This window comes from Streptomyces sp. NPDC057271 (genome assembly GCF_042668715.1).
In the GTDB taxonomy this organism is placed as follows: domain Bacteria; phylum Actinomycetota; class Actinomycetes; order Streptomycetales; family Streptomycetaceae; genus Streptomyces.
Window position 1 is genome coordinate 158,218 of record NZ_JBHUYJ010000005.1, and the last position, 16,806, is coordinate 175,023.

Here is a 16,806-nt window from a genome sequence, read left to right on the forward strand (position 1 = left end):
GAGCCCAACCAAAGAGAAACAAGGGAAATAGGAGAGAAGAGAAAAAAAAGAGGAAAGAAACGCGGGGAGGTGGGGGGTTTTTCTTGGGTGTTTCCCCCCCCCCCCCCCACGCGTGTGTGTCGGGGATACTGGTAGGCGCAGACGTAGAGGGAAAGGCCACACATCGTGACTGAGATCGAGATCGGGCGCGGCAAGCGCGGCCGCAGGGCGTACGCGTTCGACGACATCGCCGTCGTCCCGAGCCGGCGCACCCGGGACCCGAAGGAGGTCTCGATCGCCTGGCAGATCGACGCCTACCGCTTCGAGCTCCCCTTCCTGGCCGCCCCCATGGACTCGGTCGTCTCGCCGCAGACCGCCATCCGCATCGGCGAGCTGGGCGGCCTGGGCGTGCTGAACCTCGAGGGCCTGTGGACCCGGTACCAGGACCCGCAGCCGCTGCTCGACGAGATCGCGGAGATGGACGAGTCCACCGCGACCCGCCGTCTGCAGGAGATCTACGCGGCCCCGATCAAGGAGGAGCTGATCGGGCAGCGCATCAAGGAGGTGCGCGACTCGGGCGTCGTCACCGCCGCCGCGCTCTCCCCGCAGCGCACCGCGCAGTTCTCCAAGGCCGTCGTCGACGCCGGCGTGGACATCTTCGTCATCCGCGGCACGACGGTCTCCGCCGAGCACGTCTCGGGCGCGGCCGAGCCGCTGAACCTCAAGCAGTTCATCTACGAGCTCGACGTCCCGGTCATCGTCGGCGGCTGCGCCACGTACACCGCGGCCCTGCACCTGATGCGCACCGGCGCGGCGGGTGTCCTGGTCGGCTTCGGCGGCGGCGCCGCGCACACCACGCGCAACGTGCTCGGCATCCAGGTCCCGATGGCGACCGCGGTCGCCGACGTGGCCGCGGCCCGCCGTGACTACATGGACGAGTCCGGCGGCCGGTACGTCCACGTGATCGCGGACGGCGGTGTGGGCTGGTCGGGCGACCTGCCGAAGGCGATCGCCTGCGGTGCGGACTCGGTCATGATCGGCTCCCCGCTGGCCCGCGCCTCGGACGCGCCCGGCAAGGGCCACCACTGGGGCATGGAGGCCGTCCACGAGGACGTGCCGCGTGGCAAGCTGGTCGACCTGGGCATCGTCGGCACCACCGAGGAGATCCTCGCCGGTCCGTCGCACATCCCGGACGGCTCGATGAACTTCTTCGGCGCGCTGCGCCGGGCGATGGCGACGACGGGCTACAGCGAGCTCAAGGAGTTCCAGCGCGTCGAGGTCACGGTCGCGGACTCCCAGCACAAGCGCTGACGCAGGACCGTTCCGTACGGAGAAGGGGCCCCGCACCGAGTGGTGCGAGGCCCCTTCTCCGTACGCCTCCTACTGGGACGCCTTCTTCGAACCCGCGAACGCGGCGAACGCCGCCAGGGCGAAGAACAGGAACGTCATGAAGTCCTTGCTCTCGCTCCAGATCCCCGTCAGGAGGTCGAACTGCTCGAAGAACATGTCCGTCGCGGACACGTTCAGCTCCTTGCCGAGGATGATGGCGATCGCCAGGAGCTGGCCGACGTAGACGGCCCCGAGGGACAGTACGGCGCCGGCCACCGGCAGGGCAGGGTTGCGGCCGCCGACCTTGCCGGCGGCGAAGCCGACGAGGAAGCCGACGCCCACGGCGGCGTAGCCGATCTCCCGGTCGACGGCCCCGGCGAGGCCGCCGTAGAGACCCGCGCCGACGAGAGCCGCGACCAGGGCGGCGACGAGGCCGAGGGCCACGTTGTCGCGTGCGGGCGCCGGCGGCGGGGCGGCCGGGTACGGGGTGGGCGCGGCGCCTTCGGCGAAGGGGTTGCCGGGCGGCGGAACGGGCTGAGACATGGTGCTGATCCCCCCAGGGACACGGGCGCACGGGTGTGCGATCAAGAGCCCGGAGAGTAACAGCCCGCTCCGACACCGCGCCCGGGGGTTTCAGAGGCGGTGGGCCGCGCCTGCCGGGGTGGCGCCGCGGGTGTCGAGGAGGAGTTGCGCCTTGACCGCCAGGCCCTGGAGGTCGTAGGTCCGGTGGTGCTGCAGAAGGATCGTCAGGTCGGCGTGGGCGGCGGCCTCGTAGAGCGAGTCGGCGCGGGGGACCGGCACATCGCGGACGCGCCAGTCCGGGACGTGCGGGTCGTGGTAGCTGACGACGGCTCCCAGGTCCATCAGGCGGCGCGCGATCTCGTCGGCGGGGGAGCCCTCCCGGTCGGCGAGATCGGGTCTGTACGTGATGCCGAGCAGAAGGACACGGGCTCCGCGCGCCGACTTGCCGTGCTCGTTGAGCAGCGTCGCGCAGCGCTGGATGACGTACTGCGGCATGCGTTCGTTGACCTGGGTGGCCAGCTCGACCATCCGGAGCGGGCGGTGGGTGCCCAGGCGCTCGACGGGGACGCCGTGGCCTCCGACGCCGGGGCCGGGTCGGAAGGCCTGGAAGCCGAAGGGCTTGGTCTCGGCGCAGCGGATGACGTCCCACAGGTCGACGCCGAGTTCGTGGCAGAGCACCGCCATCTCGTTGACGAGCGCGATGTTGACGTGCCGGAAGTTGGTCTCCAGGAGCTTGACCGTCTCGGCCTCTCGCGGCCCACGCGCGCGGACGACCTTGTCGGTGAGCCGGCCGTAGAAGGCGGCGGCGGACTCCGTGCAGGCCGAGGTGAGGCCGCCGATGACCTTGGGGGTTCCGGCGAAGCCGTGCGCGCGGTCTCCGGGGTCCAGCCGGCCGGGGGAGTACGCGAGGTGGAAGTCGCGGCCCGCGCGCAGCCCGGAGCCCTCCTCCAGGACGTCCCTCAGCACACCTTCGGTGGTGCCGGGGTGGACGGGGGATTCGAGCAGGACGGTCGTGTGGGGACGCAGCCGCGCGGCGAGGGCGCGCGCGGCGTCGACGACGGCCGTGAGGTCGAGGGTCCGGTCGGGGCCGAGTGTGGTCGGGGCGCAGATGACGGCCGTACGGACCCGGCCGAGTTCGGCCGGGTTGGTGGTCGGCCGGAAGCCCCCCGAGAGCATCCGGCGGATCTCCGACGCGGTGAGCGAGCCGTCGACGGGCGGGCGCCCGGCGGCGAGTTCGGCGACGGGCCGGGCGTCGGTGTCGTAGCCGATGGTGTCGACGCCGGCGGCGATCGCGGCCTGGGCGAGGGGGAGTCCGAGGTGGCCGAGGCCGATGACGGCGAGATCAGCGGGCATGAGGGTGGGCCGTCCTTCCCAATAGCCGGAGGGGACGAGACGCGCAAGCCCGGTGGACAGAACGGGGCGAGTGCAATGTCAGACTAGGCGTAAATATGACCGATATGCCGCATTGCGTGGTCAAAGGTCGCCGAGTGTTATCCACAGGCGGTGGCTGAAGTCGGAGGGCCGGGACAGAATCGAGTCTGTGAGCCCGATCACGCAGGGGGACGACGGGAGGCAGCGGTGAGGACAGCGACACTGGGACCGGCCGAGCGAGCCGAGGCGCTGGCCGACATGGCCGAGCGTGAACTGGACGTACTGGTCATGGGCGCGGGGGTGGTCGGCGCCGGAACGGCACTCGACGCGGTCACGAGAGGACTCTCGACCGGCCTCGTGGAGGCCCGTGACTGGGCATCCGGTACCTCCAGCCGGTCCAGCAAGCTGATCCACGGCGGCCTGCGCTATCTGGAGATGCTGGACTTCGCGCTGGTGCGGGAGGCGCTGAAGGAGCGCGGTCTGCTCCTTCAGCGGCTCGCGCCCCATCTGGTGAAGCCCGTCCCCTTCCTCTATCCCCTGCAGCACAAGGGCTGGGAGCGGCTCTACGCGGGCTCGGGCGTCGCGCTGTACGACGCGATGTCCCTCTCCTCGGGCCACGGTCGTGGACTGCCGGTCCACCGCCACCTCTCCCGGCGCAACGCCCTGCGGGTGGCCCCCTGCCTGAAGAAGGACGCCCTGGTCGGCGCCCTGCAGTACTACGACGCCCAGATGGACGACGCCCGCTTCGTCACCGCACTGGTCCGTACGGCCGCGAGTTACGGAGCGAAGGTCGCGAGCCGGGCGCGGGTGATCGGATTCCTCCGTGAGGGTGAACGGGTCGTGGGCGCCCGGGTCCAGGACGTCGAGGCGGGCGGGGAGTACGAGATCCGGGCGAAGCAGCTCGTCAACGCGACCGGGGTGTGGACGGACGACACCCAGGCGCTCATCGGGGAGCGTGGCCAGTTCCATGTGCGGGCGTCGAAGGGCATCCATCTGGTCGTGCCCAAGGACCGGATTCACTCGAGCACCGGACTGATCCTGCGCACCGAGAAGTCCGTGCTGTTCGTGATTCCGTGGGGACGGCACTGGATCGTCGGCACCACGGACACCGACTGGGACCTGGACAAGGCGCACCCGGCGGCGTCCAGCGCCGACATCGACTATCTCCTGGAGCATGTGAACAGCGTCCTGGCGACGCCGCTCACCAGGGACGACGTCCAGGGCGTGTACGCGGGCCTGCGGCCGCTGCTGGCGGGCGAGTCGGACGCCACGAGCAAGCTCTCGCGCGAGCACACCGTCGCGCATCCGGTGCCCGGGCTCGTCGTCGTGGCCGGCGGGAAGTACACGACCTACCGGGTGATGGCCAAGGACGCCGTGGACGAGGCCGTGCACGCGCTCGACCAGCGGGTCGCCGCCTGCGTCACCGAGGACATCCCGCTTCTGGGCGCCGAGGGCTACCAGGCCCTGTGGAACGCCAGGGCGAGGATCGCGGCCAGGACCGGACTCCACGTCGTCCGGGTGGAGCATCTGCTCAACCGGTACGGCTCGATGACCGAGGAGCTCCTGGATCTCATCGCCGCCGACCAGGGCCTCGCCGAACCCCTGGCGGGCGCGGACGACTATCTGCGCGCCGAGATCGTCTACGCGGCCTCGCACGAGGGCGCCCGGCACCTGGACGACGTCCTGACCCGGCGCACCCGGATCTCCATCGAGACCTTCGACCGGGGGACGCGCAGCGCGCGGGAGTGCGCCGAGTTGATGGCGCCCGTGCTGGGCTGGGACGCCCACCAGATCGAGAAGGAGGTGGAGCACTACGAGAAGCGGGTGGAGGCGGAGCGCGAGTCGCAGCGGCAGCCGGACGATCTGACGGCGGACGCGGCGCGGCTCGGCGCCCCCGACATCGTGCCGATCTGACCCGTCCGGCGGGGTTCACGGCGCGCCCCGGACGAACTCGGCTTCGGGGAGGGGACGTTGGGAGGCGTCTGCGGCATCCTGTTCGTACGGGTACGGAACCCGAGGGGGATGCTTCGGCGTCGGGTGCCATGACAGCAGCGCTTTCCCGCGGAGCCGTCTTCTCGGAGTGCGGACCCCGGAGCGGGATCGGTCCCGGAGTGAGAGACAATGGGCTCTCTTCCAGGGCGGGTTACCGCATCGCGTGGGAAGCGGCAGACGCGGGCGAAGATCAGGATCGCAGAGGGGACGCATGTCGGAGGCGGAGCAGTCGCGAGACACGGCGCGGGACCCTCGGCGGGACGCCGGCGCGGGTGCCGGAACCGACGGCGACCGGGGTGTGGTTCCCGCGGCACGTGAGGCGGAGCCGGACGTGAAGTCCGGCCCGGAACGGGCCGAGACGGACGGTCCCGCCGAGGTCGGCACGTCCGGGATCGGCGTGTCCGGGGCCGGCAGTTCCGGGATCGGCGTGTCCGGGGCCGGCAGTTCCGGGATCGGCGCGTCCGGGGCCGGCGTGTCCGAGGCCGGCAGGTCCGGGATCGGCGTGTCCGGGGCCGGCAGGTCCGGGATCGGCGCGTCCGGGGCCGGCGTGTCCGAGGCCGGCAGGTCCGGGATCGGCACTTCCGAGGCCGGCACGTCCGGCGGGCCGGAGCATGCCGGGTCGTCCGCGGCGGAGAAGTCGTCCGGGCCGGAGAACTCGTCCAGCGCGGACCAGGCGTCGGGGACGGGGAGGCCGGCGGCCTCCGAGCCGGCCGACGCCGTGCCCTCCGGCGCCCAGCCGTCCGGAGCCGCGCGTGGCGGTGCCGGGCGTGGCGGTGCCGGGCGCGTCGACGCCGAGCCGGCCGACGCCGTGCCCGGGACGAGGCCGAAGGCCGAGGCCCCCAGGCTCAGGAAGCCCGCCGGCGGTGGGCGTTCCGGGTCGGCGGAGCGCGCCGGGGCGACGGCCGAGGGTCGCCTGCTCGCCGGGCGGTACCGGCTCGACGGCGTCCTCGGACGCGGCGGCATGGGCACCGTGTGGCGCGCGGTCGACGAGACCCTCGGCCGCACCGTCGCCGTCAAGGAGCTGCGCTTCCCCAACAGCATCGACGAGGACGAGAAGCGACGCCTCATCACCCGGACCCTGCGCGAGGCCAAGGCCATCGCCCGGATCCGTAACAACGGCGCCGTGACCGTCTACGACGTCGTCGACGAGGACGACCGGCCGTGGATCGTCATGGAACTCGTCGAGGGCAAGTCCCTCGCCGACGCCGTCCGTGAGGACGGCACGCTCACCCCGCACCGCGCCGCCGAGGTCGGCCTCGCGATCCTCGACGTGCTGCGCTCGGCGCACCGGCAGGGCATCCTGCACCGCGACGTGAAGCCGTCCAACGTGCTGATCGCCGAGGACGGCCGGGTCGTCCTCACCGACTTCGGCATCGCCCAGGTCGAGGGCGACCCCTCGATCACCTCCACCGGCATGCTCGTCGGCGCGCCCTCCTACATCTCGCCCGAGCGGGCCCGTGGCCACAAGCCCGGCCCGGCCGCCGACATGTGGTCGCTCGGCGGACTGCTGTACGCGAGCGTCGAGGGCAGCCCGCCGTACGACAAGGGTTCCGCGATCGCGACGCTCACCGCCGTGATGACCGAGCCCGTCGACCCGCCGAAGAACGCGGGGCCGCTCCTGGAGAAGGTCATCTACGGCCTGCTCGTCAAGGACCCGGACCAGCGGCTCGACGACGCCGGCGCGCGCGTGCTGCTCAGGGCGGTGCTCGACGCGCCCGCGCCCGTACCGGTCGTGGAGCCCGAGCCGTCTCCCGAGGCGACCCGGGTCGTGCCGCTGCCCCCGGTTCCGCCGGAGCCGCCGAAGCGTTCGGCGCCCGGGCCGAAGGAGAGAACCGCGGACGCGGCCGCCGAGCGGATGCGCGGCGCCCTGAAGTCCGTACGGAACGCGGCCGCCTCGGTCCGGTCCGAGCAGCGGCCCAGGCCGCGGCCCGAGCCGCTGCAGGGCGGGAACAGGCCGGCGCAGCCGCGTGCCTCGCTCACCGACGTCGTACCGCGCCGCACCCTGATCATCATCGCGGGGATCGTGGTCCTCGCCCTGCTCGGCACGATCCTGGCCGTCTCCCTCAGCGGCGGTGAGGACGACAAGGGCGGCAACGCGGGCAAGGGCTCCGACACGACGGCCTCGGCCGGGGCCTCGGGCGGCGACAGCGACAGCCAGGGCAAGGGCGAGACGCCGGACGACTCCGGTCAGCAGGGCGGCGAGCAGCCGACCGGCTCGGGTTCGGACTCCGGTTCGGGTTCGGGTGGGCAGAGCGGCAAGCCGTCGGGGAAGCCGAGCACCGGCGCCCCCGGGGCGCAGCTCCCCGCCGGGTACGTCATGGTGACCAACAAGAAGTTCCGTTTCGTGATGGCGATGCCGTCCACGTTCAGGCTCAACGGCATAGCGGGCCGGAGCTCGGGCGGGATCTTCAACGCCGACGGCGGATATCCGCGCGTCCAGGTCGACTACAACGGCAACCCGAAGGACGACGCCGCCTCCGCGTGGGCCGCGGCCGTGGCCGGCGTCTCGGCGAGCAGCAACGGCTACCGCCACATCGGCATCAGGCCCGTCTCGTACAAGGGGTACCCGACGGTCGCCGACTGGGAGTTCGAGCGCAACGAGAAGGGCATGCGCGTCCGGATACTGAACCGGGGCTTCAAGGTGGACGCCACGCACGGCTACTCGATCATGGTCAGCTGCAAGGCGGACGAGTGGAACGCCTCCGCGTGCAAGACGCTGCGGGACACCGCGTTCGCCACGTTCAGCCCCAAGGACTGACCGGCGCCACGTATCGTGAGAGGACGTGGACCGTACGCAGCCGAAATACATCGTCAACTGTGCGGGCCAAGAACGGAATTGACGGTTTCGCGCATTCCGTGCGATTCGTGAGCTGAACGGGATCCGTGCGACCCGGGGGACAGCGCGCTCGGTGGGGAGGCGTCGTGGACGACTACGCGGGAAGGGTGCTCGCCGACCGCTATCGCCTGCCCGTACCACCGCAGGACGCGTACGAACTCGTCGAGACCCGCGCCTTCGACACCTACAGCGGCCAGGAGGTCCTGGTCCACCAGGTACCCCTGCCCGAGGTGATCGACGCCGAGGTCGTGGACGAGGACGGCACCGGATTCACCCCCCACCGCCCCGCTTCCGGCCGGGCGACCCGGCGGCCCGCCGACCCCGCGGTGCGGCGCGCCGTCGAGGCGGCACAGGCCGCCGCCCAGATCCCGGACCACCCCCTGCTCGACCAGGTCTTCGACGTGTTCGCGGAGGCCGGTTCACTGTGGATAGTGAGCGAACTGATCGCGGCCAGGCCGCTGGCGGCGCTCCTCGCCGAGCGCCCGCTGAGCCCGTACCGCGCCGCGGAGATCGGCTCCGACGTCCTCACCGCCCTGCGGGCCCTGCACGCGCACGGCTGGACCCACCGGAACATCACCCCGCGCACCGTGCTCGTCTGCGACGACGGGCGGGTGCTCCTGACCGGGCTCGCGGCGGGAGCGGCGGAGGAGGCCCTGTGCGGCTACGCCCCCGTGCCGCTCGCCGAGGACGACGAGCCGGGACACAGGGAGGACCGCACGGCCGTCCGTACGGACGGCGGTACGGAAGGCCGTACGGAGGGGTACGCCGAGGGGTACGAGCGCGGATACGCGCAGGGGTACGTGCACGAGGACGGGCCGGGCGGAGCCCGTACCGGTACGGACGCGGCCGAGGACGCGCCCGAGGCGGGCGAACCGGCGGCACGGCCCGAACTCCCCGCGGGCGGCACCCCGCCGGCCACGGACGTCCGTGCGGCCCGCGCGGGCGCCATCGCCGCGTACCGGGCGGGCGCCCGCGCAGCGGCGCACATCGGCGAGACCGGAGCCGCCGTCCCCGTACAGCGCCCGGCGCCCGAGCCCGCCCCCGAGGCGGACGGGCGGGCCGCCCACGACCCGGAGCCTTCCGCCGCCCTCCCGACGCCCCCCGCGCCCGTGCCCGCGCGGGGACTCGGACCGGAGCCGCACTGGTGGTCCCAGACCGGCGACGACGAGGACGAGGACGACACCGACGACGAGTACCCGGCCCCGTACCGCAGGGGGTACGGAGACGAAGGCGGTGGACCGCCCCGCGCGTTGCTCACCGGTACCTGGAGCGACGGCCCGCACGCCTCGCGCGACGCCTCCGGACCCGTGCCCGCGGGCGGCGGCCACGCGCTGCCCGCCCTCCCCGCCGGCTACACCCCGGCGCCCGTCCCCGAGCGCGCCTCCGTACCCGCACCCGCCTCCGGCGGTTGGGACGGACCGGCCGAAGCGGGCGCGCCCACGGCCGTCTACCGCGGCCCGGCCACCCGGCTCGCCGCCGAACGCGCCCGCCAGGCACGGATCGCCGTCGTCGGCGCGGTCACCGAGCGCTGGGCGCCCGAACAGGCGGGACCGGTCCACGAGAACTGGCGCCTCGCCCCGCCCATCGGCCCCGCCACCGACCTCTGGGCGCTCGGAGCCCTCCTCTACCGCGCCGTCCAGGGCCACGCCCCGTATCCCGAGGACAGCGCCGCCGAACTCGTCCAGCTGGTCTGCGCCGAGCCCCCGGCCTTCGCCGAGGAGTGCGGCCCGCTGCGCCCGGTCGTCGAGTCCCTGCTGCGCCAGGACCCCACCGAGCGGCCCGACTTCGAGGAGCTGCGCGGCTGGCTGCGCTCGCTCGTGCGGTCCGCCCCCGAGCCCGAGGCGGGCGTGGGGATCGTCCCGCTGCCGTCCGTGGACGCGACGCGGCTGCCCGTCGTACGGCGCCGCGGCGAGCTGGTGCGCCGGCGCCGCGGAGGAGCGGCGGGGGGCCGTCACCGGCACCGCAAGGGCAGGCGCCACGAGGAACCGCCCGCCCCCGACGTGTCCCCGGCGGCGGTACGCCATGAGCCCGGGCAGCGGCACCAGTCCGGGCAGCGTCATGAGCCCGGGCAGCGGCACCCGCGCCAGGAGTTCGCCCAGGAGCACCTCCACGAGGAGCTGCCTCAGCGCGCGCCCCGTTCCCCGCGCCCGCCCCGTGCGCCGCGCGGCGCGGGCGGAGCCGGCCGTTCCCCGCGCTCGCTCGGCCTGACGCTTCTGCTCCTGATCCTGCTTCTGCTCGTCGGAGCCGTCGCGTACGCCGTGCTGTTCCTGCCCAAGGACGGCGCGGACGACGGCCGTCCCGCCGCCCACACCGGTACGCCCACCACCGCGCCGCAGTCCCCGCGGTCCGCCGAGCCGAGCGCCGGGCAGAGCGGCAAGCCCGGCTCCACGCCCGGCACCGCGAGCACGACCCCGCCGGCCGCCACCCCGAGCACCCCCGCCCTCGCGGCCGGGTACACCCTCGTCAAGGACCCGGAGGGCTTCGAGGTCGGTGTCGTGAAGAACTGGCGCCGCAGTCCGATCAACGACGCCGGGCAAGTCCGCTACACCGGAGGCGATTTCACCCTGATCGTCGTCCCCGGCCGGGACACCGTGCAGGCCAACGGCTCGGACCCGATGGCGTACCAGCGCACCAAGGAGCGCGAACTCCAGCCGTGGCGGGACTCCAGCTGGTCCGGTGCCACCGGTCTGCGGCGGATCGACGTGGGACAGCAGTCCATGGCGGTCGGCCAGTTCACCTGGCAGGACAGCACGGGCCGCGACGTCTACGTCCGCAACCTCGCCCTGATCGAGGACGGCCGCTACCACGTCGTCCAGGTCATCGGCCCGGAGAGCGAACGCGACAAGGTGTCCGAGATCTACGACCAGGCGGTGAAGGTCTACCGCGCCACACGCTGACCGGACCCCCGACCGCGCCACACCCTGACCGGACCCCCGACCGCGCCACACACTGACCGGACCCCCGGCCTTCTGCGGCGAACCGGGCCCGGCCTTCTGCGGCGAACCGGGCCCCGGCGGCCGTGCGAACAGGCGCCCGAGGGTCACGTGGAAGGCGCCCCACTGTCACGGGGACAGATCCCCGTCGGTCACGGTGCGGTTCCTTTGCCAGCCCCGAGGTTCCGTCTTCCATGCCCCCCTCCGTAACCTGGCATCCGAAGGAACAGGCGGGGGACAGTGGAACATTCTCAGGGTGCGGAAACGGTCGCGGGTCTTCTGCTCGCCGGACGGTACCGGCTGGGTGAGGCGATCGGCCGCGGCGGCATGGGCAAGGTCTGGCGTGCGCACGACGAAGTACTGCACCGGGTGGTGGCGGTCAAGGAGTTGACGGCCGGTCGGTTCGTGGCCGAGGCCGACCGCCTCGTCCTGCACGCCCGTACGCAGAAGGAGGCCCGCGCCGCCGCGCGGATCACCCATCCCGGCGTGGTCACCGTGCACGACGTCCTGGAGCACGACGCCCGCCCGTGGATCGTCATGCAGTACGTCGACGGGCCCTCGCTCGCGGACGCCGCGAAGGAGGCCGGCACGATCGAGGCCGGCGAGGCGGCCAGGATCGGGCTGCACGTCCTCGGGGCCCTGCGCGCCGCGCACGCGGCCGGCGTGCTCCACCGGGACGTCAAGCCCGGCAACGTCCTGCTGGCCCGCGACGGACGGGTCCTGCTCACCGACTTCGGCATCGCGGCCATCGAGGGCGACTCGACGATCACCCGGACCGGTGAACTCGTCGGCTCCATCGACTACCTGGCGCCGGAGCGCGTGCGCGGCGGCGACCCCGGCCCGGCCTCCGACCTCTGGTCGCTGGGCGCGACGCTGTACACGGCGGTGGAGGGGAGCTCGCCCTTCCGGCGGACCTCGCCGATCAGCACCATGCAGGCGGTGGTGACCGAGGAACCGCCGTATCCGGCGAATGCGGGCGCGCTGGCCCCCGTGATCGTCGCGCTGCTCCGCAAGGACCCCGCGGAGCGGCCGCGCGCCGACGAGGCGGAACGGATGCTGCTCGACGCCATGGAGGGCCGTACGCCCCAGGCCGCGCAGGCGTACGTACCGACGCGGCGGGTGGGGCAGGAGGAGCTGGTCTCCGCGACCGCCCCGCTCCACGCCCAGGAACCCCCGACTCCGACGGCCACCCCCCTCCCGACGTCCGTCTCCCCGTCCGGCGCCACCCCCGCGTCCGCCTCCGGCGCCACGCCCGCCACCCCCACCCCCACCGCCGCACCCGCGCCCGCACTCCCCGCGCCCAAGGGCCGCGGCCGGTGGCGTTCGGCGGTCCTGACGGCCGTTCTCGCGGCCCTCGTCGCCGGTGGAGGCGTCTTCGCCGCCATGCAGTACTCCGGCGGGGACGGCGAGGGCGGAGGCGTCAAGGCCGGGGGCGCCGGTCACAGCACGCAGCCCGAGGTGACGAAGGCCGCCAAGGAGACGCTCCCGGACGGCTGGCACCGCGTCGAGGACCCCAAGGGCTTCAGCCTGGCGGTGCCCAAGGGCTGGAAGCGCCAGACGGATGGCGACAGCGTCGACTACACGCCGGACAACGGACGCCACCGGATCCGGATCAGTGTCGACCCCACGCCCGACTTCGAGAACCCGTACGTGCACGTGCTGGACCTGGAGAAGACGCTGAAGAGGCGACTCCAGTACAAGCGGATCAAGCTGAACCAGAACACCTACCGCGACCAGGTCCGCTCCGCCCGGTGGGAGTTCACCTGGTACGAGAAGCAGGAGTTCCCGGGCCCGAGGCACGCCATCGACCAGCTCTACTTCGCGGACGACGGCACCGAGTACGCCCTGTACATGGCCTCGCCGGAGTCGAGCTGGGAGACCACCCGGGAACAGTTCGACATCGTCGTGCAGCACTGGCGGGCGCCGGGCGAGCACGCGGGCTGAGAGCGCGCGAGCTCGTCCTCCCGGTCGGCCGTAAGCCGCTGATCAGGGCTTATGTGCCAGTGATCGCTGGCGCGATTGTGCGCACCCGGTGAAAACACGTTACCGACGGGTACCCAAAGACCGGATTGCGGCCTACTCTCGCCCTCATGACGGACTCGCAGGCACTCGCCACCCCGGTCGGCCCGGCCACCACCGCCCCCGGCACGAACCCCCTCGCGCCGTCGCCGGCCGGCGCCCGTACCGCCGCCGACGTGGTCACCCCCGAGGTGGTCGCCCAGCTCACCCGTGGAGTCGCCGGTTCCGGCCGTACCGTGAACCACACCCCCTTCACCGGGGAGAAGCTGGCCGAGCTGCCCGAGTCCACCCCCGAGGATGTCGCGGAGGCCTTCGCACGCGCCCGCGCGGCCCAGGCCGCCTGGGCCGCCACGCCCGTCAAGGCCCGAGCGGCCGTCCTGCTCCGCTTCCACGACCTGGTCCTGGAACGGCAGGCCGAGGTCCTCGACCTCATCCAGCTGGAGACCGGCAAGGCCCGTCTGCACGCCCACGAGGAGGTCCTCGCCGTCGCGGTCGCCGCCCGCCACTACGGCCGCAAGGCCCCCTCCTACCTGCGCCCCAAGCACCACACCGGTGTCGTACCGACCCTCACCAAGGTCACCGAGCTGCGTCAGCCACGTGGCGTCGTCGGCCAGATCGCGCCCTGGAACTACCCTCTGGAGCTGTCGGTCGGCGACGCGCTGCCCGCCTTCGTCTCCGGCAACGCCGTCGTGATGAAGCCGGACACCGAGACCGCGCTCACCGCACTCTGGGCCCGTGACCTCCTCATCGAGGCGGGACTGCCCGCCGAGGTCTTCCAGGTCGTCATCGGCGAGGGCCCGGTCGTCGGCCCCGAGGTCGTCAAGCACGCCGACTACGTCTCCTTCACCGGCTCGACCCGCACCGGCCGTGAGGTCGCCCAGGGCGCCGCGGCCCGGCTCGTCGGCGTGACCCTCGAACTCGGCGGCAAGAACGCCATGCTGGTCCTCAAGGACGCCGACATCGAGAAGGCGGCCGCCGGCGCCGTCCGCGCCTGCTTCTCCTCGGCCGGCCAGCTCTGCATCTCCATCGAGCGGCTGTACGTCCACGAGTCGGTCGCCGACGACTTCGTCGCCCGCTTCGCAGCCCGTACGAAGGCGATGCGCCTCGGCAACTCCCTCTCCTACGGCGCCGACATGGGCTCCCTCGTCGGCGAGCGGCAGCTGGAGACGGTCACGAAGCACGTGGAGGAGGCCGTCGCCAAGGGCGCCAAGCTGGTCGCGGGCGGCGTCGCCCGCCCCGACATCGGCCCGCTCTTCTACGAGCCGACCATCCTCGACGGCGTCGAGGCCCCGATGGCCGTCTGCACCGAGGAGACCTTCGGACCGGTCGTCTCGATATACCGCTTCACGGACGAGGACGAGGTCGTCGAACTGGCCAACGCCACCCCGTACGGACTCAACTCCTCGGTCTGGACGAAGGACTCCCGGCGGGGCCACGCCGTCGCCGCCCGGCTGCGCACCGGCACCGTCAACATCAACGAGGGGTACGCACCGGCGTACGGCAGCGTCCAGGCGCCGATGGGCGGTATGAAGGACTCCGGGCTCGGCCGGCGCCACGGCTCGGAGGGCATCCTCAAGTTCACCGAGGCCCAGACCGTGGCCCAGCAGCGGCTGATCCCGCTCGCGCCCTCCTTCGGGATGGACGACGAGAAGTACGCCGCGTTCATGAGCCTGTCCCTGAAGGCGATGAAGGCCCTGCGCCTGCGCTGACACCCGCCCGCCCGTTCCGCCCCCTTTCGCACGAGGAGAGCCATGACCGCGGTACCCCCTGCCCGGAATCAGGACGAGGACGACCTGGACCCGGCGTACGACTACGACGTCATCGTCGTCGGCTCCGGGTTCGGCGGCTCGGTCACGGCCCTGCGCCTCACCGAGAAGGGCTACCGGGTCGGCGTCCTGGAAGCGGGCCGCCGCTTCAGCCGTACCGACCTGCCCAGGAACTCCTGGGACCTGAAGAACTTCCTCTGGGCCCCGGCCCTCGGCCTCTACGGCATCCAGCGCATCCACCTGCTGGGCAACGTCATGGTGCTGGCCGGCGCGGGCGTGGGCGGTGGCTCGCTCAACTACGCCAACACCCTCTACGTACCGCCCACGCCGTTCTTCCAGGACCCGCAGTGGAAGGACATCACCGACTGGCAGGAGGAGCTGGCGCCGTACTACGACCAGGCCAAGCGGATGCTGGGCGTACGGCTCAACCCGACCATGACCCCCTCGGACGTCCATCTCAAGGCGACCGCACAGGCCATGGGCATCGGGGACACCTTCCACATGGCGCCGGTCGGGGTCTTCTTCGGCGACGGTAAGGACGCCGACGGTAAGGACGCCGGCGGCGAGGAAGGGGCGGGCGCATCGAGGGCGAAGCCGGGCGCCGAGGTCGCCGACCCGTACTTCGGCGGCGCCGGGCCGTCCCGCACGGCGTGCACCGAATGCGGCGAGTGCATGACGGGCTGCCGCCACGGAGCCAAGAACACCCTCAACGAGAACTACCTCTACCTCGCCGAGAAGGCCGGCGCCGTCGTCCATCCGATGACCTCGGTCGTCGCCCTCACCGAGGACTCGCGGGGCGGGTACGCGGTCAAGACGCTGCCGACGGACAACAAGAAGAAGGGCAAGGGCAGGACCTTCACGGCACCGCGGGTCGTCGTCGCGGCCGGCACGTACGGGACGCAGACCCTGCTGCACCGGATGAAGGACACCGGGCTGCTGCCCCGCGTCTCGGCCCGGCTCGGCGAGCTGACCCGTACCAACTCGGAGGCGCTGGTCGGCTCACAGACCACCGACCGGCGCTACCGCAGGAAGCACGGCGTGGAGAAGGTCGACTTCACGCGCGGGGTCGCGATCACCTCCTCGATCCACCCGGACGAGAACACCCACATCGAGCCGGTCCGCTACGGCAAGGGCTCCAACGCCATGGGCGGCATGACCGTCCTCCAGGTGCCCTACGGTGCCCACCGGGTGCGGAACTGGCTCCTGGAGATGGTCAAGCACCCCACGCTGGCCCTCCGCGCCCTGTCCAACCGCCGTTGGTCGGAGCGGACGATCATCGGTCTCGTGATGCAGTCCCTGGACAACTCGCTGACGACCTACCGCAAGCCGGCCGGCGTCGGAAAGGGTCTGCTCACGGCCCGTCAGGGGCACGGTGCGCCGAACCCGAACCAGATCCCCGAGGCGACCCGGGCCGCGTCCCTGCTCGCCGAGGAGATCAACGGCTTCGCCGGCTCCAACATCGGCGAGCTGATGGGCACCCCGCTCACCGCGCACTTCCTGGGCGGCTGCCCGATCGGCGCCGACGCCGAGTCCGGTGTCATCGACCCGTACCACCGGCTCTTCGGGCACCCGGGCATCTCGGTCGTCGACGGTGCCGCGGTCTCCGCCAACCTCGGCGTCAACCCGTCGCTGACGATCACGGCGCAGGCGGAGCGGGCGATGTCCCTCTGGCCGAACAAGGGCGAGGAGGACCCGCGCCCCGCCCAGGGTGAGGCGTACGTCCGTGTCGCGGCCGTCGCCCCGAAGGCCCCGACGGTCCCGGCGGACGCCTTCGGGGCGCTGAGGCCGCCGTTCCTGGGGATGCCGACGGTCCCGCCGAAGAAGGCCTAGTACTCCAGCAGGATTTCGCTGTCTGACCTGGTCTTTCGCCGGGTGGCGGGAGTGTAGCGGGACTTCGGGCGTGCGGGGGCGGTCTCAGGGAAACCGCCCCTCGATCGTGCGACAACGCCGCAGGTAGTGACAGCGGCGGGCGACTGCTTGGCGTCGGCGGCGCCAGTTCGACCAGCTCAGCGCGTGGTGTCGCCCTCGGTGTCCGCTCAGGTGCGGGGGCCGGGCACCA

At 72.5% G+C, this 16,806-nt stretch carries 9 protein-coding genes; 7 read left to right on the top strand and 2 right to left on the bottom strand.

The features are described from left to right. The first annotated feature begins 165 nt into the window (after nucleotides 1-165). On the top strand, nucleotides 166-1,290 hold the full coding sequence (locus ACFUJR_RS04390; protein WP_383176791.1) for a GuaB3 family IMP dehydrogenase-related protein: 1,125 nt from the start codon (nucleotides 166-168) through the stop codon (nucleotides 1,288-1,290). Nucleotides 1,291-1,359: 69 nt separating this feature from the next. Here the strand turns inward: ACFUJR_RS04390 and ACFUJR_RS04395 are convergent, their stop codons facing one another. After that, entirely contained in the window at nucleotides 1,360-1,851 is a 492-nt protein-coding gene (locus tag ACFUJR_RS04395; RefSeq protein ID WP_383176794.1) for a hypothetical protein, read from the bottom strand. A gap of 90 nt (nucleotides 1,852-1,941) precedes the next feature. Beyond that, nucleotides 1,942-3,183, bottom strand: a complete 1,242-nt coding sequence (locus ACFUJR_RS04400; protein WP_383176797.1) for a nucleotide sugar dehydrogenase — start codon at nucleotides 3,181-3,183, stop codon at nucleotides 1,942-1,944. Between the two features lie 225 nt (nucleotides 3,184-3,408). On the opposite strand from ACFUJR_RS04400, the gene ACFUJR_RS04405 reads away from it, so the two are divergent. The 6 genes from ACFUJR_RS04405 to ACFUJR_RS04430 all read left to right on the top strand — a co-directional run bounded on the left by ACFUJR_RS04405 (nucleotide 3,409) and on the right by ACFUJR_RS04430 (nucleotide 16,577). Beyond that, nucleotides 3,409-5,115, top strand: coding sequence for an FAD-dependent oxidoreductase (locus ACFUJR_RS04405; protein ID WP_383176799.1), 1,707 nt, complete (start codon nucleotides 3,409-3,411; stop codon nucleotides 5,113-5,115). A gap of 289 nt (nucleotides 5,116-5,404) precedes the next feature. Further along, the gene (locus tag ACFUJR_RS04410; RefSeq protein ID WP_383176803.1) at nucleotides 5,405-7,951 is read left to right on the top strand and encodes a protein kinase; all 2,547 of its coding nucleotides are present in this window, start codon (nucleotides 5,405-5,407) and stop codon (nucleotides 7,949-7,951) included. A 164-nt stretch (nucleotides 7,952-8,115) separates the two neighbouring features. Further along, on the top strand, nucleotides 8,116-10,926 hold the full coding sequence (locus ACFUJR_RS04415) for a serine/threonine protein kinase (protein WP_383176806.1): 2,811 nt from the start codon (nucleotides 8,116-8,118) through the stop codon (nucleotides 10,924-10,926). Between the two features lie 276 nt (nucleotides 10,927-11,202). After that, nucleotides 11,203-12,906, top strand: a complete 1,704-nt coding sequence (locus tag ACFUJR_RS04420) for a serine/threonine-protein kinase (protein ID WP_383176809.1) — start codon at nucleotides 11,203-11,205, stop codon at nucleotides 12,904-12,906. Between the two features lie 146 nt (nucleotides 12,907-13,052). Next, nucleotides 13,053-14,690 (top strand): succinic semialdehyde dehydrogenase, encoded by a 1,638-nt coding sequence (locus ACFUJR_RS04425; RefSeq protein WP_383176812.1) that lies wholly within the window; start codon nucleotides 13,053-13,055, stop codon nucleotides 14,688-14,690. Between the two features lie 42 nt (nucleotides 14,691-14,732). Next, a complete protein-coding gene (locus tag ACFUJR_RS04430) occupies nucleotides 14,733-16,577 on the top strand; it encodes a GMC oxidoreductase (protein WP_383176815.1) in 1,845 nt (614 codons plus the stop codon). Nucleotides 16,578-16,806: the final 229 nt, after the last annotated feature.